The following is a 19,568-nucleotide window of genomic DNA, read 5'->3' as shown; positions in this document are numbered from 1 at the left end:
ACCATCGAGTATCGGAACCGGTCGGCAGCGTCCGGGGTGCGGAAGATGTCCGGAGGATTGGAATCGGCCCGAACGTCCCCGGCCATTCCGGGGTGACCGCAAACCGTCCGCCGGCGTCAACCGGCCGCGCGGTCCGCCTCCGCCAGGCGGCGGGTGAGGAGGCGGCGGTCGGGTTCCGCGCGGGCCAGGGCCAGCGCGTCCCGGTACGCCTGCGCGGCCTCCGCGAACCGGCCGAGCCGGCGCAGGAGGTCCGCGCGGGTCGCCGGGAGCAGGTGGTAGCCGTCGAGCCCGTCGATCGCGTCGACGAGCGCGAGGCCCGCCTGCGGGCCGTCGGCCATCGCCACCGCGACGGCCCGGTTCAGCCGGACGACCGGCCCCGGGTTCATCGCCTCCAGCCGCCCGTAGAGCGCGGCGATCTGCGGCCAGTCCGTGTCCGCCGCCGTCGCGGCGGTCGCGTGGCACGCCGCGATCGCCGCCTGCACCTGGTACGGGCCCGGCTCGCCGCGGCGCAGCGCCTCGTCCAGCAGCCGGACGCCGTCCGCGATCTGCGCGCCGTCCCAGCGCGCGCGGTCCTGCTCGTCGAGCGGGACCAGGTCACCGGCGGCGTCCTGGCGGGCCGCGCGCCGCGAGTCCTGCAGCAGCAGGAGGGCGAGCAGGCCGCGCACCTCCGGCTCGTCCGGCATCAGGCCGGCGAGGACGCGGGCCAGCCGGATCGCCTCGGCGCACAGGTCCGCGCGGACCGGGTCCTCGCCCGCCGTCGCCGCGTACCCCTCGTTGAACAGCAGGTACACCACGCCGAGCACCGACGCGGTGCGTTCCGGCAGCAGGTGCGGGGGCGGCACCCGGTACGGGATGCCCGCCTGCCGGATCTTGCGTTTCGCGCGGACGATCCGCTGCGCCATCGCCGGCTCGGCGACCAGGAACGCCCGCGCGATCTCCGCGGTCGTCAGTCCGAGCAGGGTGCGCAGCGTCAGCGCGACGCGTCCCTGCATCGGCAGCGCCGGATGGCAGCAGGTGAAGACCAGCCGGAGCCGGTCGTCGGGGATGCCGCCGGTGTCCGCCGGCTCGTCCGGGCCCGTCAGCACGCTCGCCTCCCGCAGCTTCTCGCGTTCGGCCGCGCCGCGCCGCAGCCGGTTCAGCGCGTGGTTGCGGGCGACGGTGGTCAGCCAGGCGCCCGGCCGGCGCGGCGCGCCCTCGTCCGGCCAGCGTTCCAGGGCGCGCGCGAACGCCTCCTGGGCGCACTCCTCCGCGAGGTCCCAGTCGCCGGTCATGCGGATGAGCGTCGCGACGACCCGGCCCCACTCCTCGCGGTAGGCCGCCGCGACCGCTCCCTCGATGTCCGTCAGTCCTCCAGCCACGGCCACAGCGGCCTGACTTCGATCGAGCCGCTTCGCGCCGACGGGTGCTTGGTCGCGATCTCCAGGGCCTCCTCCAGGTCGGCGCAGTCGATCAGGTCGAAGCCGAGGATCTGCTCCTTGGTCTCGGCGAACGGGCCGTCCGACAGCAGCGTCTCGCCGTCCCGGACCCGGACGGTCGTCGCGGTGTCGACGGGGCGCAGCCGGTCGCCGAACTTGCGGACGCCCCGGCCGTCCATTTCCGCGACCCACTTCTCGGTGTCGGCGATCATCGCCTCCCGCTCCTCCGGCGTCGGCTCGGGACCGCCTTCGACACCGCAGATCAACAGCATGTACTGCATGGTTCCTCCTCCTACTTCACTCTGACCGGTTCCGGCTCCGGAACTGTTCGCCGGGCCGGGGCCGCGAGCAGGACGCCCGCGACCAGTGCGCCGGCCAGGGCGATCCCGGCCGACACGTCGAACGCGCCGCGGAACCCCCGGGTGAGGGCTGCGGCGCCGGTCCCGTCCGTCCAGGACAGGACGGCGGTGGACGCGGCGGCGACGCCGAACGCGCCGCCGAGCTGGAACGCGGCGGTGTTGATCCCGGACGCGAGCCCCGCGTCACCGTCGCCGGCCCCGGCGAGGGCGGCGACCGACCCGGCCACCCCGGCCGCGCCGAGCCCGAACCCGAGCAGCGCCAGGCCCGGAAGCAGCCCGAACGCGTAGCCGCCGCCGGCCCTCACCTGGCCGAGCACGAGGCAGCCCGCCGCCATGACCGCGAGCGCCGCCACCGCGATCCGCCGGACCGCGAAACGCCCGAGCGCCGCCTGCGCGGCGTACGACCCGGCGACCGCCAGCACCGGCAGCACCGCCGTCGCGAACCCGAACGCCAGCGGCGAGTATCCGAGGACGTCCTGCGCGTACTGCGACACGGCGAACGACGTCCCGAACACCGCCGTCGCCGCCGCCAGCGTCACCGCCAGCGTCACCGCGTTCCCGCCGGTCAGGGCGCGGGAGCGGAACGTGCGCAGCGGGACGAGCGGCGCCGCCGACCGCGACTCGATCCGCGCGAACGCCGCGCCCGCGAGGACCGCCACGGCGAACGCGCCGATCGTCCACGGGCTCGTCCAGCCCTGCTCCGGTCCGCGGTCGACCCCGTAGACCGCCGCGGACACCGCCAGCGTCACCGTGACCGCGCCCGCCGGGTCGTACGCCCGCGCCGCGCCCCGGCTCTCGGCCAGCAGCAGCGGCCCGAGCACCAGCAGCGGCACCGCGATCGGCACGTTCAGGAAGAAGATCGCCCGCCAGCCCAGCAGGTCGGTCAGCGGCCCGCCGACCAGCAGCGCCGCCGTGCCGCCGAACCCGCCGACGCCGCCCCACACCGCGATCGCCCGGTTCCGCTCGGGCCCCTCCCCGAACGTCGCCGTCACGATCGACAGCGCGCTCGGCGCCATCAGCGCCGCCGACACGCCCTGCAGCACCCGCGCGCCGACCAGCAGCCCGCCCGTCCAGGCCAGCCCGCAGGCCAGCGACGCGACCAGGAACAGCGACGTCCCGGCGAGGAACGTCCGGCGGCGCCCAGCCAGGTCGGCGGCGCGGCCGCCGAGCAGCAGCAGACCGCCGAAGCCCAGCAGGTAGGCGCTCAGCACCCACTGCGCGCCGCCCGCCGCGAACCCGAGGTCCCGCCGGATCGACGGGACGGCCAGCAGCACGATCTGCGAGTCCAGGATCACCATGAAGTTGGCCGCGCACAGCAGCGCCAGCGCTCTCCACCTGCGCGGATCCGGCTCCGCCATCAGGGTCACCCTCCTCTTCGTCCGATGCCTTGCACAGGGACGACAAACGGGGACGACCGGAATCGACACCCCGGCCGGAAGTTTTTTCGCCCGCTGCTCGCGGTGCCCTCCGCAGCCCCGGCGGCGGGGAAGTCAAGGCCGTGAGTGCGCGAAGCACAGCCCCGGGGCGGTGAAGTTTCGTCGTCCGCGCGATAGCCGCCGAATTCCCGCTCTGGTTGCGTTCTCATTGCCGATGAGTGCTTATGAGGGAGGCCGCCGAATGGGGATCACCGACGAGCGCCACCCGGCGATAAGGCCGCGCCGGGTGGCGTTCGACTGGACCGCGACACCGCTGCACTGGATCCCGGACGCGCCGGTCGCCGCGCATTTGATCAATTACTTCCAGATTCTGCTGACGACCGGCGAGAAATGGTTCGTCCAATGCGTGCAGGACGCCGCGCCGCACATCACCGACCCCGTCCTGCGCGCGGAGATCAAGGGATTCATCGGCCAGGAGACCGTGCATTCGCGCAGCCACCAAGGCGTCCTCGAAGAGCTGCTCGCCCGGGGCGGCCTCGGCACCGGCCACATCATCGACGGCGCGCTCGCCGGGCTCGCGGACCGCGCCGCGCTGATGTCCCGGCTGGCGCGCACGTCGCCGCGCCGGTTCCGCCGCCGCCTGCTGTTCGAGCTCGGCGCGGTCAGCGCCATCGAGCACTACACCGCCGTCCTCGGCCAGTGGATCATCGCCAACGACCGGCTGGACGCCTGCGGCGCCGACCCCACCATGCTCGACCTGTTCCGCTGGCACGGCGCCGAGGAGATCGAGCACCGCTCCGTCGTCTTCGACGTCTACCGGGCGCTCGGCGGCGGCTACCCGCTGCGCTGCCTGACCTGGGCCGTCGCGACCGGCCTGCTCGTCCAGGCGCTGATCGCGGGCACCTTCGACCTGCTGCGGCGCGACCCGTCCGTCACGGGCCGGGTGACGGTCCGCCGCGTCTTCCGGTCGTACCGGCGGTCCGTCCGGGCGGGCCACATCGTCGGACTGGGGTCGCTGCTGCTGGAGAGCCGCGCCTACCTGCGGCCGTCCCACCACCCGTCGCAGGTCTGCTCGACGGAGGTGGCCCTCGACTACCTCAAGCACTCTCCGGCCGCCCGAGCCGCCGGCTACGCCTGAGGGCGTCACCAATCCTTCGAAAACCGGGTTCCCGCTCACCCACGTCCGGTACCGGCACCCGATCGTGCGAGGTAGCGTGGGCTGACAGGCCAAGCAAGCATATGTTTGGGGGGAACCGGATGGCCGCGCTCGAATTCGTCGACTCGCACGTGCACTTCTGGAAGCCGAGCGAGCACGAGGACTGGTACCCGGGCCTCAAGCGCTTCTTCCCGGAGGTGTACCGCGACTTCCTCCCGGACGACCACCGCGCCGGCGCCGCCGAGGCGGGCGTCGACGTGACCGACGTGGTGCACGTGTCCGCGACCTCCGCGCCCCGCGCCTACCTCGACGAGACGAACTGGCTGGACGCACTGCACCGGGCCGACCCGACCCACCCCGCCGCGATCATCGGAGCGCTCGACCCGCAGGCGTCCCCAGACGCCATCGAGCGGGACCTGGACGTCCAGGCAGCCGCTCCGGCGTTCCGGGGCGTCCGGGTGATCAGCGGCTTCGACCCGTCGACCGAGGCGGCGGCGCACATCCTGCGGCTGCTGGCCGACCGCGACCTGGGGTTCGACCAGATCATCCGCCCCGCCGAGGCGGACGCCTACCTGCCCCTCCTCCAGCGGACCCCGGACCTGGCGGTCGTCGCCGAACACACCGGATGGCCCGACGGGCAGGAGCCGTTCCAAGACTGGCGCGACGGGATGGCCCGGCTCGCCGCGCTCCCGAACGTCCACTGCAAGATCTCCGGCCTCGGCATGGCCCTGCGCACGATGGCCGTCGAGGACCTGCGCCCGTACGTCGAGAGCTGCCTCGAACTGTTCGGCATCGACCGCTGCTTCTTCGGCAGCAACTTCCCGGTGGACGGCGTCGGCGGCACCTATGCCGAGTTGCTCACGGCCTACCAGGAGATCACCGCGACGCTGTCCGAGAGCGAGCGGCGCGCGCTGTTCTCCGCCAACGCCCGCCGCCGCTACCGCATCACGCCGGTCAGCCGGTGAACGACTCGGGCCCGAACCGGCCCCACGCCACGAAGACGGCCATCGCGAGGTAGACCACGTTCGCCACGACCGCCATGCGCTCGTGCCTGCGCAGATGCGTGGTCATCGCGCCGACCATCAGCAGCACCCAGCACACGGCGGTCACCGGCACCATGACCGGCGCGACGTCGACCACGGCGGGCAGGACGATCCCCACCGCCGCCAGGATCTCGAGCGTCCCCAGCGTCTTGACGAAGCCGGCGCTCGCGTCGCCGGTCCAGCCCCCGGCGGGCGCCGCGGCCAGCTTCTCCTTCGGCACGACCAGCTTCGTGACGCCGCCGAACAGCATGACGGCGCCGAGCACTCCGGCAACGATCCACAGCGCGAGGTTCATGAGATGGCCCTTCACTCGAACATGTCGAGCACAAGACACCGCCGCCCCCGGTCCCCGTAACAGCCGCGTCCCGTGACCCGCACCACTTTCCGACGTTGCGGATCGGTCTCCCTCTCAGGTGTGGGTCGCGGGTTCCCCGTCCAGGACGATGCGTGGCCGATCCCGCGCCGTCCAAGCTTCCCGCATGAAGTTGATCTCGAAGAGCACCGGGATGCTGGTGGCCGGGCTCGCCGCGGTGACGGCAGGCGGACTGGTCGCCGTGCCGGCTGGACACGCCGGGACGCCGCAGGAGGCGACGGCCGGGTGTGTACCGGTGTCGGGTGCCGTGTGCGGGACGGTGCGGGTGCCGCTGGTGCGGGCGAACCCGGGACTGGGCGACACCACCGTGGCCTATGCGTTGATCGAGCACCGCGACACGTCCCGGCCCGCCCGGGGAACCGTGACGATCAATCCCGGCGGCCCCGGCGACTCGGCGATCGCGTCCGCCGCCACCTACGCGCGGATGTTCGGCGGTCTGCTGCAGGACCATGACCTGCTGCTCGTCGATCCGCGCGGGGTGAACCGATCCGATCCCGTCAGCTGCGGGACGCTCACTTCGCTGCCCGCGACGCGTGAGGCGTTCGTGCAGGCGGTCGGTGAATGCGGCCAGAAGCTGGGCGCTCGCGCGCGCGGCTATACGTCCGCCGAGATCGCCGACGACATCGACGCCGTCCGGGCCAAGCTGGGGATCAGGCGGCTGGACCTGTTCGGGGAGTCCTACGGCACCTACCTGATGACGGTCTACGCCCAGCGGCACCCCGAGCGGGTGCGCTCGCTCGTGCTGTCCAGCGCCTACCCGCTCGCCGTGGACATGTGGGGGCGCCCCAACGCGCGGGCCGCCCGCCGGGCGCTGCAACTGGTCTGCCAACGCAGCGCCGGCGCCTGCGACGGCGACCAGGTACTGCGCGACATCGCGCAACTCTCCCAGCGGCTGCGCGCCCGACCGATCCCCTACACCCTCGGCGGGCAGGAGCGGCGGCTCGACGACACGGCGCTGGCCTCCATCGTCTACGGCCTGGCCAAGACGGCGCCCGCCGGCATCGGCGACGTGCCCGCGATGGTCCGCGGCGCTCTGCACTCCGACAACGCGCTGCTGGTCGATGCCGCCAAGCAGGCGGCCCCGCTGAGCGGGTCGTCGCTGCCCCAGGACGACCCGCAGCCCTTCAACCCCGAACTGGCCGCGACCGTGGTCTGCAACGACTACCCGACGCTGTGGAACCGCAAGGCGCCGACGTCGGCCCGGCTCCGGCAGTTCTCGGCCGGACGCGCGGCACTGCCCGAGCAGGACTTTTGGCCGTTCGGTAAGCGAGCCTGGACCAGCATGAGCTACGACCAGGGCAACACCTGCATCCGCTGGCCCGACCGCCACGGCCCGAGCCAGCCGACCGGCGGGCCGTTCCCCGACGTCCCCGTCCTGGTGACGTCCGGCGACCTGGACGCCAACACCCCGACCGAGACGGGCCGGCAGGCCGCACGCCAGTTCCGCCGCGCCACGGTCGTGGAGGTGCCCAACGTCGGCCACGTGGCCGAACACGAACCCAGCGGCTGCGTGGCCGCCGTCCAGACCGGCTTCATCCGAAACCTGCGAGTCCCCGACACCTCCTGCCTGGCCCACATCCCGCCCGCCCCCGTGCGCCCCTAGGCGGCGGTCCAGTTCCAGTCGGTGAGGCTGGTGCGCATCAGGCGGGCGGCGGTCGAGAGGCGGCTGCCCGCGCCCCAGTGCAGGGTGAGCGCGCGGCGGCAGTCGGGGCTGTCGACGGCGATCCAGGCGACGGACGCGACGGAGTCCGTGCGCCGGGCGAGGGCGGGGACGAGACCGATGCCGAGCCCCGCCTTGATCAGCTCGGCGATGGCGCTCACCTCGTCGCCCTCGCAGACGATCCGGGGGGCCAGGTCGCGGGCGGCGAAGAGCCGGTCGAGCAGCCGGCGCTGCCAGTGCCCCCTGTGGGCGGCGATGAAGGGCTCGCCCGCGAGTTCGTCGACGGTCACCGAGCTGCGGCCCGCGAGCGGATGGTCGAGGGGAGTCGCCAGCCACACCTGCTCGTCCAGCAGCCGGACCGACTCCAGGCCGTCGCCGCGGACCGGCTGCGAGGCGGCGCAGAGGTCGACGTCCTGGGCATGCAGGGCGCGGGCCATGTCCGCGGCGGGCATCTGGTGGAGCTCGACCTCGATGTCGGGATGGGCCTGCTTGTACGCGGCGAGCGGCCCGGTGAAGGTGAGGAACGTCTCCGACGCCAGCCGGACGGTGCCGAAGCCCTCGCCGGCGGCCTCGGCGACCGCCCTCCGGCCTGCTTCGAGTTCGCCGAGGGCGCGTTCGACATGGCCGCGGAAGAGCTTCCCGGTGTCGTTGAGGCGCAGCCGTCCTGCCCGGTCGAACAGCGGCGTGCCGAGTTCGCTCTCCAGCCGGGCGATGGTGCGGCTCAACGACGGCTGGGCGACGCGGAGCTCCTCGGCCGCGCCGCTGAGGTGCTCCAGCCGCGCCACCACGAGGAACTGCCTGAGCGAGTTCAGATCCACGGCTGCTCCGTCCTCGTCATGCGTCCACGGTCATAACAGTTTAACAATATTGATCTTCGACAGAAGAACTTCACAGGCATAACGTCGGGGCGTCCACCAAGCCGGATCGTAAGGAGGGCGCCCCATGGCCACCGCAGCCGACAAGGCCCGCCCGGCCATACCGGCCAAGCCCGGCGCCGCGCGCCGGACGAGGCCCGCGTGGTGGGTCCTGCGGGCCGTCGTCAGCGCGCACATCGTCGCGATCTTCGGCCAGCCGGTGTTCGCCGGCGTGTTCCTGAGCGGCGACTACGACGGGCTGCGCCTGCACGAGGCGGGCGCCAACGTCACCACATCCCTCGGCTACGTCCAGCTGATCGCGGCGATCACCGTGTGGGTACGGCTGCGCCGAGCAGGACCGTTCCTTGCCACATCGGCCCTGGTCGCGGCCGAGACCGTGCAGTACTTCGCCGGAATGGACGGCGCACTGTGGCTGCACCTCCCGCTGGGCGTCGCGACCATCGCCGCGCTCGTCGTGCAGTTCGTCGACGTCTGGCGCCGCCCCCTCGGACGAAGGCCCTCGCGGACCGGAGCCGAACCGAAGCGGCAGGAGACCGACGATGAGTGAGCACGAGGACGACCGGCCCGACGGGGTCCGCGAGGTGGCCAGGCGCCACTTCCTGAGCATCGGCGGCGCGCTCGGACTGGTGGCGTTCACCGGCCTGACGACCGCCCACGCGCTGGCCCGCCGCCCGCCCCGTACCGGCGCCGAACTGCGCAGCGAGGCGCCGCTGCCGCCCCCGTTCCAGGTGCCGCTGCCGATCCCGCCCGTGCTCCGGCCGGTCGGCACCGCGGGAGGCGTCGACCGGTACGAGATCACCCAGCGCGAGACGACCGCGGAGATCCTTCCCGGGATCAGGACCCCGCTGTGGACGTACGAGGGCACCTTCCCCGGGCCGACGATCGAGTCCCGCCGCGGCAGGCCCGTCACCGTCCGGCACCGCAACGAGCTGCCCGTCCCGACCGTCGTCCACCTGCACGGCGGACGGACCCCGGCCGCCTCCGACGGATACCCGACCGACCTCGTCCTCCCCGGCGGATGGCCCGCCGTCCAGAGCGGCCACCATCACATGGGCGGCATGCGCGACCCGCGGGCGGTCGAGACCCGGCTCACGCGCGACTACACCTTTCCGCTGGACCAGCGGCCCACGCTGCTCTGGTACCACGACCACCGCATGGACTTCACCGCCCCCGCGATCTGGCGCGGCCTCGCCGGGCTGCACCTCGTCCGCGACGACGCCGAGGACGCGCTCGGCCTCCCCTCGGGACCGCGCGAACTCCCCCTCATGATCTCGGACCGCGCGTTCGGCGCCGACGGGACGCTCACCTACCCCGCCCTCGACCCCGCCCTGCGCGAGCGGCCGGGCGTCCAGGAGCCCTACCTCGCGGGCGTCCTCGGCGACGTGATCCTCGTCAACGGCGCACCCTGGCCCGTCCACGAGGTCGATGCCGTCCGGTACCGGCTGCGCGTCCTGAACGCCTCGAACGCCCGGCACTACGAACTGGAAGCGGTCACCGACGACGGGCGGCGGCTCGACCTCGTCCAGGTCGGCGCCGACCAGGGACTCCTCGCCGCGCCGGTCGTCCACGCGTCACTGCCGATCGCGCCCGCCGAACGCTACGACCTGGTCGTCGACTTCTCCGGCGTCCCGGTCGGCGGCCGCGTCCGGATCGTCAACCGGCTCGGCTCCGGACGCACCCGCGACGTGATGGCGTTCCGCGTCACGCGCAAGGCGAAGGACGGCAGCCGCGTCCCGCACGTCCTGTCCGCCGACCTGCCGTCCTGGCGCCGGTCCGACGCCGTCCGCGTCCGGGACCTGTCGTTCCGCGCCGGGCGCATGGACGGCGGCCACGGCTGGCTCATCGACGGGAAGCCGTTCGACCCCGCCCGCACCGACGTCACCACCCGGCTCGGCGACGTCGAGGTCTGGCGGCTGGTCGCCGACGTCCACCACCCCGTCCACCTGCACCTGGTCGGGTTCCGGGTGCTCTCGCGCGGCGGCCGTCCGCCGCTGCCCCACGACGCCGGCCTCAAGGACACCGTCTCCCTGCGCCCCGGCGAAGCCGCCGAGATCATCACCCGCTTCGACGGCTACCGCGGCCGGTACCTCTTCCACTGCCACAACGCCGAACACGAGGACATGGGGATGATGGCCAACCTCCAGGTCACCTGACCGGCCAAAAGCCGGTCAGACGAGGTCGAGGGCGCCGGAGCGGATGCGGGCGAGGAGGGCCGCAAAGGCCGCACGGTCCACGGTGACATGACCACCGTCCGCATCCTTGCTGTCCCGCACTCCGACACCGCTCCCCAGCGCAGCCACCTCGACGCAGTCCGTTCCGGAGTCTCCCGAGCTATAGCTGGATTTGCGCCACTGGGTCATCCCATCGACTCCTGTAGTTGCCTCAGACGAGCACGCGAAGCCTGGCGCGATAGCGCATCGGCTCCAAGCAGATCGTGCCGGACCCTCATCCGCTCGGCCTCATTGGGGTCCCGCATGAGTCTGCCACCCGCTGCGGCTTCCGTGTAGGCCAAGATCTCACGACCCACTGTGAAGATCTTGAACGATCCTCGTAGCCCGCTGTGGTAACCGACGGAGCGGGGGATGATGTTGATGACGACGTTCGGCATGTGAGAGAGCTCGATCAGATACTCGAGCTGCTCGCACATGATGTCGCTGCTTCCGACCACGCGATCGACCACGTTGTCATCGAGAAGCGCCCAAATGCGAGGCGGATTGGCGCGGCTCAGGACGGCCTTCCGCGCCATGCGTTCCCGGAGGTCTTTCTCGACGTCCGTGGAGCCGCCCATGGTGAACAGCGTCCGAGCGTAGGGCTCGGTCTGGAAGAGGCCCGGGACCAGGCCGGACTCGTAGATGCGGATCTCGGTGGCGATGGCCTCCAGCGCCACCTGCTCCTGGTACCAGTTCGCCTCGTGGCCGGCCTGCGCCCAGTAGAGGATCGTCGCGAGCAGCTCGCCGGTGCCGTACAGCTCGTCGAGCAGGGCGACCTGCTTCTCGTCGGGCTTGCGGTAGCCGCTCTCCCAGTGGGAGACGGTCTGCCGGGCCGCTTTGGTGATCTTGCCGACGTGGGCGCACGAGTAGTCGTGCTTCATCCGAAGAAAGTGCAGGTAGGAGGCCAGGAAGTCCCACATGGACGATCGTGGTTCGAGCGTCTCCCTGCGCAGCATCGCGCACTCCCCATTCTCGATCTTGTATCCGATGTCTGCGGATCCATGGCCACGGTAACGGTGGCCATTCACTCTTGGAGTCGAACAGGGAAAGATTCGCAGAAAGGGTGGTGATCGGGAAGTGGACGGGTTGGCGGACGCTTTCGAATGCTGCCTCAAACCGGTTCCGGAGTCGGCGCGGGAGGCGCGGCAGCTCGTCTCGGTGGCGTGGGCGCATTGGGGGCTGGGCGACGACTACATGGCGCGGTTGGTCGTGTCCGAGCTGGTCACCAACGCGATCACCGCGTCCGGGAAGGCCGGGGGCGACCTCGCGATAAAGGTTGTTTGCCGCCTATCCGGTAAATGTCCGGTAATTGAGGTGTGGGACGGGAGTGACGAGCTTCCGGAGATGCGCTATCCGGCGCTCGGCGACCTCGGAGGGCGCGGGCTGCCGATGGTGGCATGCCTTTCCGGGGGATGGACGGTGGAGAAAAGGCCCGGAAAGGGAAAAATCGTGCGGGTCGAGCTGGGTGGGGCCGCGTGACCGGGCCGTCAGACGGCGCGGCTCGTGCGCGGTCCGTCCAGTCCCCAGGAGACGATCCTCGCCGGGGTGATCCTGATGATCTCCCGGGAGAGGCCGGGCCGGGGCGGCTCCTGGCCGGTCAGCGCCACCGCCGTGCCCCGGACCTCGATGCCCCGGGGCGCCCACGGGTCGACCGTCGCCAGGTCGTCCACGACGAAGGCGACCGTGCTGCCCCGCTGGACGTTCCGGAACTTCTTCGATCCCCCCAGCGCGCCGCCGCCGATGACGATCGTGCCGGTGTCGGCGTCGACGAAGAAGTTGGTCGGGTTGTTCTGCACCTGCCCGTCGGGCGCGACGGTGGCCAGCCGTCCGATGTGCTGCGTGGCCAGGTAGTCGAGCTCGGCTCGGGTGAACGTCATGAGGAGGCGCCTTCCAGGTCGCCGGCCACGGTGGAGGCCGGGGTGTCGATGATGCCGTCGAACGCGTCGAGCACGGGTGTGTGCAGGTAGGTGCTCTGCATGCGGATGCGGTCGGGGCCGCCGGGGACTTCCCGGTTTGCTCGGCGGAGGTCGGCCATGGCGAGTCCGAGGCCGGCGTCGGCGAAGGCGGCCTCGACGCTTCCCGGCTCGGGCGGCTCCAGCGCGGTGTCGTCGAGGGTGAAGCCGAAGCGAGCGTTCTCGTCGCGGCGCATTTCCGCGATGTGCCCGGCGGTGCTGGTCAGGCCGAAGGCGAAGTACTCGTCGCCGAGGGCGTCGTGCAGGTGCTGGCCCATCGGGAAGCCCGTGAGCTGCCCGTTGAAGGAGATCGGCGCCTTCTGGATGTGGGCGTTGTGCGCCACCAGCACGACGCGGGTCCCGGGCTCGGAGTGCTCCAGGTGCCAGCGGACCGACCCGGCCATGTAGGCGTCGCGGGCCGAGGTGTCGGCGGTCAGGCCGGTCCCGGCGAAGAGGTCGGCCATGGCGCGGAAGGTGTAGTCGGCATGGCAGGCGCCTTCGAGGCTGCGCAGCGCGACGTCGTAGCCGTGCCGGCCGCCGCGGGAGACGTACAGCGGCCGGACGGAGCGGAACCGGATGAGCAGGCGCGTCAGGATCGCGCTGAGGGCGTCCTGCTCGGCGGCGGCCAGGCGCGCCCACGCCGGTGCGGCCACGGCCCCGGAACCGCCGGCGAACGATTCGGCGATCCGGACCGCCGTCTCGACCGCCGGCAGGACTTCGGGATCGACCTGGCGCAGGTAGTCGGCGACCGGCTCCAGGGCGGGAAGCAGCGACCCGCCGGCCGCCGGGATGTCGATGCCGGCGAAGCGCACCGGTGACGAGGCCGTGCGGTTGTGCCGGCGGATCCAGCGCAGGGGCTCTTCGAGCCCTATGGGGATCGCCGCGGCGAGGCGGGCCGACAGGTCGTCGTCCGCGCCCTCGCCCTGGGCCCAGGCGTCGAGGGGGAACCCTTCGCTGAAGCCGTACTCGAAGGCCAGGACGGTGAAACCGCAGCGTTCGGCCAGGAACCGCAGGATGCGCTGCCGCAGCTGCGCGAACTCGTGGACGAAGTGGGAGTGCTCGCCGATCGCGACGACGCGTGCGCCGCCGATGATGCCGCGCAGCGGCTCCAGGTCGTCGAGCGGCGCGTCGGGGTCGAGGTGGGCGAGCGGGACGGCATGGGAGTGCAGCCAGTCGGCGAACGGGTCGCCATGAGACGGAACGGGCATGGTGGCGGCTCGTTTCTCGGTGCGGGGATGCGGGCGGTCAGGGCCGGGGGGCCGCGGCCTCCAGCTCGTCGATGCCGCCGGACATGATCGTGCGGATGTGCTCGGTGAGGTGCGGGAGCGGCCAGTCCCACCAGGCCAGGGCCAGGAGGCGGTCGATGTCGGCGTCGCTGTGGCGGCGGCGCAGGAGCCGGGCCGGGTTGCCGCCGGCGATGCCGTAGTCGGGGACGTCGTCGACGACGACGGAGCCGGAGGCGATGATCGCGCCGTGGCCGATGCGGACGCCGGGCATGACCAGGGTCCGGTAGCCGAGCCAGACGTCGTGGCCCACCACGGTGTCGCCGCGTCCGGGCAGGCCGGTGATGAGGTCGAAGTGCTCGGCCCAGGAACCGCCCATGATCGGGAACGGGAATGTCGAGGGGCCGTCCATGCGGTGGTTGGCGCCGTTCATGATGAACCGCACGCCCTCGCCCAGCGCGCAGAACTTCCCGATGACGAGCTTCTCCGGCCCGTAGTGGTACAGGACGTTGCGGGTCTCGAAGGCGGTCGGGTCGTCCGGGTCGTCGTAGTAGGAGAACTCCCCGACCTCGATCAGCGGCGAGGTGACCAGCGGCTTGAGCAGTACTACCCGCGGCTGGCCGGGCATCGGATGCACCACGGTCGGGTCGGCGGGGACGGGCGGCATCGGGATCGCTTCCTCCTGGGGAGTCGTCTGCCGCCGCGCCGCCGGCGATGACCGCCTCCGCCACTATTGCGACAACTGATGCATTAAGATGCTGCCACAGCCGCCGTCCCCCGAGCAAACGGATGACCAGCGATGACCCCCGAAGCCCCAGGCCCCGAGGCCGATGGACCGGCGCCGCCGACCCGGCGCCGACCCGGCGGCCGCAGCGCCCGTATCCGCAGGCAGGTGCTCGACGCGGTCCTCGCGGAGCTCGGAGAGCACGGTTACGACGGGCTCACCGTGGAGCTCGTCGCCGCCCGCGCGGGCGTGCACCGCGCGACGGTGTACCGGCGCTGGGGGGACGTCGGCGGCGAGCTCCGTCACGTCCTCGACGCGGCGGGCGACGACGACTGGCGGCCACCGGACACCGGCTCGCTGGAAGGCGACCTGGCAGCGCTGAACCACGAGATCCAGGACGCGCTGACCGCGGAGCCGCCGGTCGTGGCGGCCCTGATCGCCGCCTCGTTCCGCTCCGAGCAGGCCGACCGCGCCCAGCGGCGGCTCTGGGACGACCGGTACGCCCGCTGCGAGGCGATCGTCGACCGGGCCGTCCGGCGCGGTGAGCTCCCGCCACACACCGACGCCCGCCGGCTACTCGTCACCGCCACCGCGCCGCTGTACCACCAGCACGTGCTCCTCCGCACGCCGCCCGACCCTGGCCTGCCCGGCCACGCGGCCAGGACCGCCGCCCTCGCCGCGTCCGCCGGCGCCTTCACCCCATCTCCATCGAGCGATCGTGCCGCCTTGGCCGCCGGAGTGCGCGGCGCGCTGGAGAGGTGCTGCCCGGGCTCGGACGCGCAGTTGAGGGGGTCGCTGGCGGCGGGCACCGCCGACGACTTCAGCGACATCGACATCGCGTGGGTGGTGCCGGACGCGCGGTTCCCGGACTGCCTGGCCCACCTGGTGGACGTGCTCGAAGAGGTCCAGCCGGTGGACGACGTCCGCAGCGACCCGGACTTCCACCACTCCGACCGCCGCCGCCTGCTGTTCGTCCGCTTCGCGGGGGTGCCGCTGTTCTGGCGGCTCGACCTGGACGTCCGCACCGCGTCGGTCGCGGACGACCCGGACTACGACGCGGGGAACCCGGCGGCACGCGCCCGTGCGGACGAGTGGTCACGGCCGGCCAGTGCCCTGGCCAATGCCATCGGCGCGGTCAAGGCGGTGGCCCGGAAGCGGGACGCGGAGGCCCGCGGCCTGCTGGACCGCGGGTTCGCCCGGATCGGCGAGGACGACCGCGCCACCGGCGCCTGGGCGAGCGACGTGACGCGGCTGGCCCAGGCCGCCGCGTCGCGCGACTCCTCCCTGTCGGCCCTGGCCGCCCAGGTCACCGCGCTCGCGGCCCGGCACCTCGACGAGACATGACCGGTCAGTTATCGAGGTGGCGGCGTAGTTCGGCGTCGTATTCGGCCATGGACGGCAGGCCCAACTCGGCGCGGCGGTCGTCCACGCCGTCGGGCTCCTCGATGGGCTGCGGGCCGAATCCCGCCGCGGTCATGCCGTACTGGGTGCCGTACCGCTGGGGGCGGCCGGCGTTGACCCGGACGCGATCCTCCAGGTAGGCGAGGTCCTTGGGATCGGCGTCGCCGCGCTCGACCGCCTTCAGCAGCGCCCCCAGCAAACGGCGTTGCGCCTGCCGCCGCCGGTCGGCGTGCTGGGCGAGCAGCCAGGCCGCGTGGGCCGCCTCCGTTCCGACCAGCGAGATCCCCGGCCACCCGCGCCGCCGGACGACGCGATCGAGCCAGGCGGCGTTCCTGTCGTCCACCCAGAGAAAGCGCAGGGCCTTGATAGGAGAGATGGAGGTCCGCGGGGTCGACTCGCGGACCCTCTGGTCGCGGGCGGCCCGGCGCAACAGATCCGCTTGCAGTCTCCGATCCACCAGCCCACTATCACCCCGGCCGGGCGCCGGGCCGGGGTCCACATCTGGACGGTGTGCCTGGGGCGGGGGACGGCGTTGGTCAGGCGTTGAGCCAGTGGCCTGGGAATTCGGCGCGGAAGCGGTCGAGGGTCTCGGGGTCGCGGGCGCGGACGCAGAGCACGTCGCCCCCGCCGTCGGCGATGAGGACGCCCCGTGCGAAGTAGAAGTTCTGGTACTCCGCCGGGAACGGCAGGAGGGTGAAGCGGCGGGTCAGCTCGTCGTCCTCGCCCTCGTGGAGCTCGCGGAAGTCGCACAGTCCCTCGGGGCCCTGCGTGGACTCCGACAGGACGATGTCCAGGACGGCCACCGAGAAGCGGTCGAGCCACGGCTCCCAGAGTTCGAGGTACTTGTCGGCCAGGTCCTCCCGCACGTGGACGGGCGGGTCCTCCTGGTCGAGATCGTCCAGGAGGACGCCCCAGCGTGCCGCGCCCTGGTTCTCGTCCCGGAAGATCACCGCTCCGTGCTCGACGGTCAGCTCGCCCGGACTGAGCAGCGTGTTGAGGTTGCTGTGCAGGTCGGGACGGCGGCCGAGCAGCGTGTAGGCCTCGCAGACGGCGGCGGGCAGCCGGAGGCCGAGGCGCTCCTCGGCCTCGGCCAGCTCGGCTTCGGGCGCGCCACCGTCCGCGCCGAGGGGCGTTCCCCAGCTCTCGGCGAACCCCATGAGGTAGGTCCAGGCGGCGGCCCGGTCGTGGAGTGCCGGCGGCAGGTCGCGGACGATGTCGAAGCCCACACTTCGACGTTATCCCTCTTCAGGCGGTTTTGACCGCTCCGCCGTCGATCAGGTGGTCGGTGCCGGTGGTGCTCGCGGCGAGCGGCGAGGCCAGGTAGGCGATGAGGGCGGCGACCTCGGCGGGCTCGACGAGGCGGCCGGTGAGCATGCCGATCCGGTCCGGGATCATGCCGATGAGCTGCTGCTGCTCCACGCCCAGGGCCGCGGCCAGCTCGGCGCCGTAGCCGTCCGGGGACTCCCACATGGCGGTGCGGGTGGCGCCCGGCGAGACGGTGTTGACGCGGACGCCCTGCGGCCCGAACTCCGAGGCGAGGGCCTTGCCGAACGCGGTCAGCGCCGCCTTCGCGGTCGTGTACGGGATGGGGCCGACGTGCGGGGTCCGGGCGCCGTTGGACGAGACGTTGACGATCGCGCCCGAGCGCTCCAGCAGGCTCGGCAGCGCGGCGCGCGTGGTGCGGACGGCGGCGAAGAGGTTCAGCTCGTACGTGCCCTGCCAGGCGGCGTCGTCGAAGGACAGGAAGCCGCCCGCCATGCCCCCGCCGTCACCGCCGCCGACGTTGTTGACGAGCACGTCGATGCCGCCGAGCTCGCCGAGCGCGGTCTCGATCAGGCGGGCGGGGGCGTCCGGCGCGGACAGGTCGGCCGCGACGGTGATCGCGCCGGTCTCCTTCAGGCCGGGGGTGATGGTGCGGGACGCCGCGACGACGCGCATCCCCTCGGCGGTCAGCGCTTCGACGGCGGCGAGGCCGATGCCCTTGCTCGCACCGGTCACCACGGCGGTCTTGCCGGTCATTCGCAGGTCCATGAGAACTCCTTCATGCATCACTGATGATGCGCTCAAGCTAGTAGATGCATCATCAATGTTGCAAGTAGTTCGTTAGATGGAACTTTGCTGTACTGTTTCGGCGTGAGCAGAGCGTTGCGTGCGGATGCGGAGCGGACCGTCCGGACGATCCTGGAGGCGGCCGAGCAGGTCCTGTCCGCCGATCCGGCCGCCACGATGGAGCAGATCGCGGAGGCGGCCGGCGTCGCCCGCACGACCGTCCACCGGCGGTTCGCGACCCGGGACGCGCTGATCGACGCGCTCGCCGCCTGGGCCACCCGGCGGTTCGCCGAGGCCGTCGACGCGGTGCCGGTCGAGGACGCGCCGCCGGTGGTGGCGCTGTACCAGGTCACCGCGAGCGTCCTGGAGGTCAAGATCGGCTGGGGGTTCGGGATGACCCGGGCCTCGGCCTCGCCGGACCCCGAGGTCGCGCGGGTGCACGCCGACGTCCAGGCCAGGTGCGAGCAGCTCTTCCGGCGGGCCCGGGACGCGGGGGCGCTGCGCGCGGACACCGATCTGGCGTGGGCGCGGCGCGTCTACTACGCGCTGATCCACGAGGCCAGCACCGGGGACGACGGCAAGGAGCCGGGCGTCCTGGCGACGCGGGTCGTGGACACGCTGCTGCGGGGCTTCGCCGCGCATCCCGAGCGGGCCGTGTGATTCCGCTCAGAGCAGCCAGAGCTTCCGTACGTAATGTACGGCTCGTACAGTCCCTGCCATGAGGCTTCTGATGCTGGGCGGGACGGAGTTCGTCGGGCGCGCCGCGACCGAGGAGGCGCTGGCACGCGGCTGGGAGGTGACCGTCTTCCACCGCGGCCACCACGAGCCGCCGGACGGTGCGACCGCCCTGCACGGCGACCGCACCACGGAAGACGGGCTCAAGGCGCTCGCCCACGGCGAATGGGACGCGGTCATCGACACCTGGTCGGCCGCACCGTCCGTGGTCCGCGACGCCGCGCGGCTGCTGAAAGGACGGGTCGGGCAGTACGTCTACATCTCCAGCCGGTCCGTCCACCCGTTCCCGACACCGGCCGGAGCCGACGAGGACGCCCCCGTCGTAGAGGGCTCCATGGACGACGGTGACGTCCCCTATGCGGAGGCCAAGCGCGGCGGAGAATTGGCGGCGCTCGACGCTTTCGGCAGTAGCGCTCTGCTCGTGCGCGCGGGTCTGATACTCGGCCCCTACGAGAACATCGGGCGCCTGCCGTGGTGGCTGACGCGGATCGCGCGCGGCGGGCGCGTACTGGCACCCGGCCCGCGCGACCTGGGGATCCAGTACATCGACGGCCGCGACCTCGCCATCTGGACGCTGAACGCCATCGAGCAGAAGCTGAACGGCCCCTACAACCTGATGAGTCCGCCAGGGCACACGACGATGGGCGGACTGCTGACGGCATGCGCCCGCACGACGGGATCGGACGCGGAGTTCCTATGGGCGTCCCCCGAGGCGATCCTCGAAGCGGGCATCGAACCGTGGACGCAGCTCCCGATCTGGCTTCCGCCCGGCGACACCTACGACACCCTGCAGCAGGGCAACGTCGACAAGGCGCTCGGCACCGGCCTGCGCTGCCGTCCCATAGAGGAGACAGTGGAAGACACCTGGACATGGCTGCAATCCATAGGCGGACACGCGCCGCAGCGTCCCGACCGTCCCACGGTGGGACTGTCCCCCGAGACGGAGGCGGCGTTCCTGGAGGTCGTCCAGCACTGACCGCCACGGGGTGGACGCGAAGTGCCGGGTTCCGCTAGAGA

22 protein-coding genes are annotated in these 19,568 nt (G+C 72.3%); 9 read left to right on the top strand and 13 right to left on the bottom strand.

Going from position 1 to position 19,568, the window contains the following annotated elements; all coding sequences use genetic code 11:
• Window positions 1–116: 116 nt before the first annotated feature.
• The 3 genes from ABD296_RS10920 to ABD296_RS10910 are packed head-to-tail and all read right to left on the bottom strand — an operon-like array spanning window position 117 to window position 3,132.
• Window positions 117–1,358 (bottom strand): RNA polymerase sigma factor, encoded by a 1,242-nt coding sequence (locus tag ABD296_RS10920; protein WP_344264393.1) that lies wholly within the window; start codon window positions 1,356–1,358, stop codon window positions 117–119.
• Complete coding sequence (locus ABD296_RS10915) at window positions 1,343–1,696, bottom strand: YciI family protein (RefSeq protein WP_344264390.1); 354 nt, start codon at window positions 1,694–1,696, stop codon at window positions 1,343–1,345. The genes ABD296_RS10920 and ABD296_RS10915 overlap by 16 nt, the downstream gene beginning before the upstream one ends.
• 11 nt (window positions 1,697–1,707) lie before the next feature.
• Window positions 1,708–3,132, bottom strand: coding sequence for an MFS transporter (locus ABD296_RS10910; protein ID WP_344264387.1), 1,425 nt, complete (start codon window positions 3,130–3,132; stop codon window positions 1,708–1,710).
• Between the two features lie 259 nt (window positions 3,133–3,391).
• On the opposite strand from ABD296_RS10910, the gene ABD296_RS10905 reads away from it, so the two are divergent.
• A complete protein-coding gene (locus ABD296_RS10905) occupies window positions 3,392–4,288 on the top strand; it encodes a metal-dependent hydrolase (RefSeq protein WP_344264384.1) in 897 nt (298 codons plus the stop codon).
• Between the two features lie 119 nt (window positions 4,289–4,407).
• Window positions 4,408–5,271: an amidohydrolase family protein gene (locus ABD296_RS10900; protein ID WP_344264381.1), complete on the top strand. Its 864-nt coding sequence runs from the start codon at window positions 4,408–4,410 to the stop codon at window positions 5,269–5,271.
• Here the strand turns inward: ABD296_RS10900 and ABD296_RS10895 are convergent.
• The gene (locus tag ABD296_RS10895) at window positions 5,261–5,644 is read right to left on the bottom strand and encodes a DoxX family protein (protein ID WP_344264378.1); all 384 of its coding nucleotides are present in this window, start codon (window positions 5,642–5,644) and stop codon (window positions 5,261–5,263) included. The genes ABD296_RS10900 and ABD296_RS10895 overlap by 11 nt on opposite strands.
• Before the next feature lie 184 nt (window positions 5,645–5,828).
• Here ABD296_RS10895 and ABD296_RS10890 point away from each other — a divergent pair, with 184 nt between their 5' ends.
• Window positions 5,829–7,325 carry an alpha/beta fold hydrolase gene (locus tag ABD296_RS10890; protein WP_344264375.1) on the top strand — a complete coding sequence of 499 codons (1,497 nt, stop codon included), beginning with the start codon at window positions 5,829–5,831 and terminating at the stop codon, window positions 7,323–7,325.
• Here the strand turns inward: ABD296_RS10890 and ABD296_RS10885 are convergent.
• A complete protein-coding gene (locus ABD296_RS10885) occupies window positions 7,322–8,200 on the bottom strand; it encodes a LysR family transcriptional regulator (RefSeq protein ID WP_344264372.1) in 879 nt (292 codons plus the stop codon). The two genes, ABD296_RS10890 and ABD296_RS10885, sit on opposite strands and share 4 nt — an antisense overlap.
• Before the next feature lie 124 nt (window positions 8,201–8,324).
• On the opposite strand from ABD296_RS10885, the gene ABD296_RS10880 reads away from it, so the two are divergent.
• Window positions 8,325–8,804 (top strand): hypothetical protein, encoded by a 480-nt coding sequence (locus ABD296_RS10880; protein ID WP_344264369.1) that lies wholly within the window; start codon window positions 8,325–8,327, stop codon window positions 8,802–8,804.
• Entirely contained in the window at window positions 8,797–10,410 is a 1,614-nt protein-coding gene (locus tag ABD296_RS10875; protein ID WP_344264366.1) for a multicopper oxidase family protein, read from the top strand. The genes ABD296_RS10880 and ABD296_RS10875 overlap by 8 nt, the downstream gene beginning before the upstream one ends.
• 15 nt (window positions 10,411–10,425) lie before the next feature.
• Here ABD296_RS10875 and ABD296_RS10870 read toward each other — a convergent pair whose 3' ends face one another.
• Both ABD296_RS10870 and ABD296_RS10865 read right to left on the bottom strand, forming a co-directional pair.
• Complete coding sequence (locus ABD296_RS10870) at window positions 10,426–10,617, bottom strand: DUF397 domain-containing protein (protein ID WP_344264363.1); 192 nt, start codon at window positions 10,615–10,617, stop codon at window positions 10,426–10,428.
• Window positions 10,614–11,423, bottom strand: coding sequence for a helix-turn-helix domain-containing protein (locus ABD296_RS10865; RefSeq protein WP_344264360.1), 810 nt, complete (start codon window positions 11,421–11,423; stop codon window positions 10,614–10,616). Before ABD296_RS10865 ends, ABD296_RS10870 begins: the two co-directional genes overlap by 4 nt.
• A 121-nt stretch (window positions 11,424–11,544) precedes the next feature.
• Here ABD296_RS10865 and ABD296_RS10860 point away from each other — a divergent pair, with 121 nt between their 5' ends.
• Window positions 11,545–11,946: an ATP-binding protein gene (locus ABD296_RS10860; RefSeq protein ID WP_344264357.1), complete on the top strand. Its 402-nt coding sequence runs from the start codon at window positions 11,545–11,547 to the stop codon at window positions 11,944–11,946.
• A gap of 8 nt (window positions 11,947–11,954) precedes the next feature.
• Here ABD296_RS10860 and ABD296_RS10855 read toward each other — a convergent pair whose 3' ends face one another.
• From ABD296_RS10855 to ABD296_RS10845, 3 genes are read right to left on the bottom strand one after another with little or no spacing between them, the layout of a single operon-like run.
• Complete coding sequence (locus ABD296_RS10855; RefSeq protein ID WP_344264354.1) at window positions 11,955–12,344, bottom strand: PPOX class F420-dependent oxidoreductase; 390 nt, start codon at window positions 12,342–12,344, stop codon at window positions 11,955–11,957.
• On the bottom strand, window positions 12,341–13,627 hold the full coding sequence (locus ABD296_RS10850; RefSeq protein ID WP_344264351.1) for an erythromycin esterase family protein: 1,287 nt from the start codon (window positions 13,625–13,627) through the stop codon (window positions 12,341–12,343). Before ABD296_RS10850 ends, ABD296_RS10855 begins: the two co-directional genes overlap by 4 nt.
• 37 nt (window positions 13,628–13,664) lie before the next feature.
• Window positions 13,665–14,309, bottom strand: coding sequence for a CatB-related O-acetyltransferase (locus ABD296_RS10845; protein ID WP_344264348.1), 645 nt, complete (start codon window positions 14,307–14,309; stop codon window positions 13,665–13,667).
• A 132-nt stretch (window positions 14,310–14,441) separates the two neighbouring features.
• Here ABD296_RS10845 and ABD296_RS10840 point away from each other — a divergent pair, with 132 nt between their 5' ends.
• Window positions 14,442–15,710: a TetR/AcrR family transcriptional regulator C-terminal ligand-binding domain-containing protein gene (locus ABD296_RS10840; RefSeq protein ID WP_344264345.1), complete on the top strand. Its 1,269-nt coding sequence runs from the start codon at window positions 14,442–14,444 to the stop codon at window positions 15,708–15,710.
• A 4-nt stretch (window positions 15,711–15,714) separates the two neighbouring features.
• Here the strand turns inward: ABD296_RS10840 and ABD296_RS10835 are convergent, their stop codons facing one another.
• The 3 genes from ABD296_RS10835 to ABD296_RS10825 all read right to left on the bottom strand — a co-directional run bounded on the left by ABD296_RS10835 (window position 15,715) and on the right by ABD296_RS10825 (window position 17,798).
• Window positions 15,715–16,224, bottom strand: a complete 510-nt coding sequence (locus ABD296_RS10835) for a DUF6624 domain-containing protein (protein ID WP_344264342.1) — start codon at window positions 16,222–16,224, stop codon at window positions 15,715–15,717.
• 79 nt (window positions 16,225–16,303) lie between these two features.
• Complete coding sequence (locus tag ABD296_RS10830) at window positions 16,304–16,993, bottom strand: hypothetical protein (RefSeq protein WP_344264339.1); 690 nt, start codon at window positions 16,991–16,993, stop codon at window positions 16,304–16,306.
• A gap of 19 nt (window positions 16,994–17,012) precedes the next feature.
• Window positions 17,013–17,798, bottom strand: coding sequence for an SDR family NAD(P)-dependent oxidoreductase (locus ABD296_RS10825; protein WP_344264336.1), 786 nt, complete (start codon window positions 17,796–17,798; stop codon window positions 17,013–17,015).
• A gap of 102 nt (window positions 17,799–17,900) precedes the next feature.
• Between ABD296_RS10825 and ABD296_RS10820 the strand changes: the two genes are divergently transcribed.
• Both ABD296_RS10820 and ABD296_RS10815 read left to right on the top strand, forming a co-directional pair.
• On the top strand, window positions 17,901–18,476 hold the full coding sequence (locus tag ABD296_RS10820; RefSeq protein WP_344264333.1) for a TetR/AcrR family transcriptional regulator: 576 nt from the start codon (window positions 17,901–17,903) through the stop codon (window positions 18,474–18,476).
• A gap of 58 nt (window positions 18,477–18,534) precedes the next feature.
• A complete protein-coding gene (locus ABD296_RS10815) occupies window positions 18,535–19,527 on the top strand; it encodes an NAD-dependent epimerase/dehydratase family protein (protein ID WP_344264330.1) in 993 nt (330 codons plus the stop codon).
• The last annotated feature ends 41 nt before the right edge of the window (window positions 19,528–19,568 follow it).

Origin of the sequence: Actinomadura napierensis, assembly GCF_039529375.1 — a bacterium.
Classification (GTDB): Bacteria; Actinomycetota; Actinomycetes; order Streptosporangiales; family Streptosporangiaceae; genus Spirillospora; species Spirillospora napierensis.
This window is presented reverse-complemented; position numbering and strand designations above follow the sequence as displayed.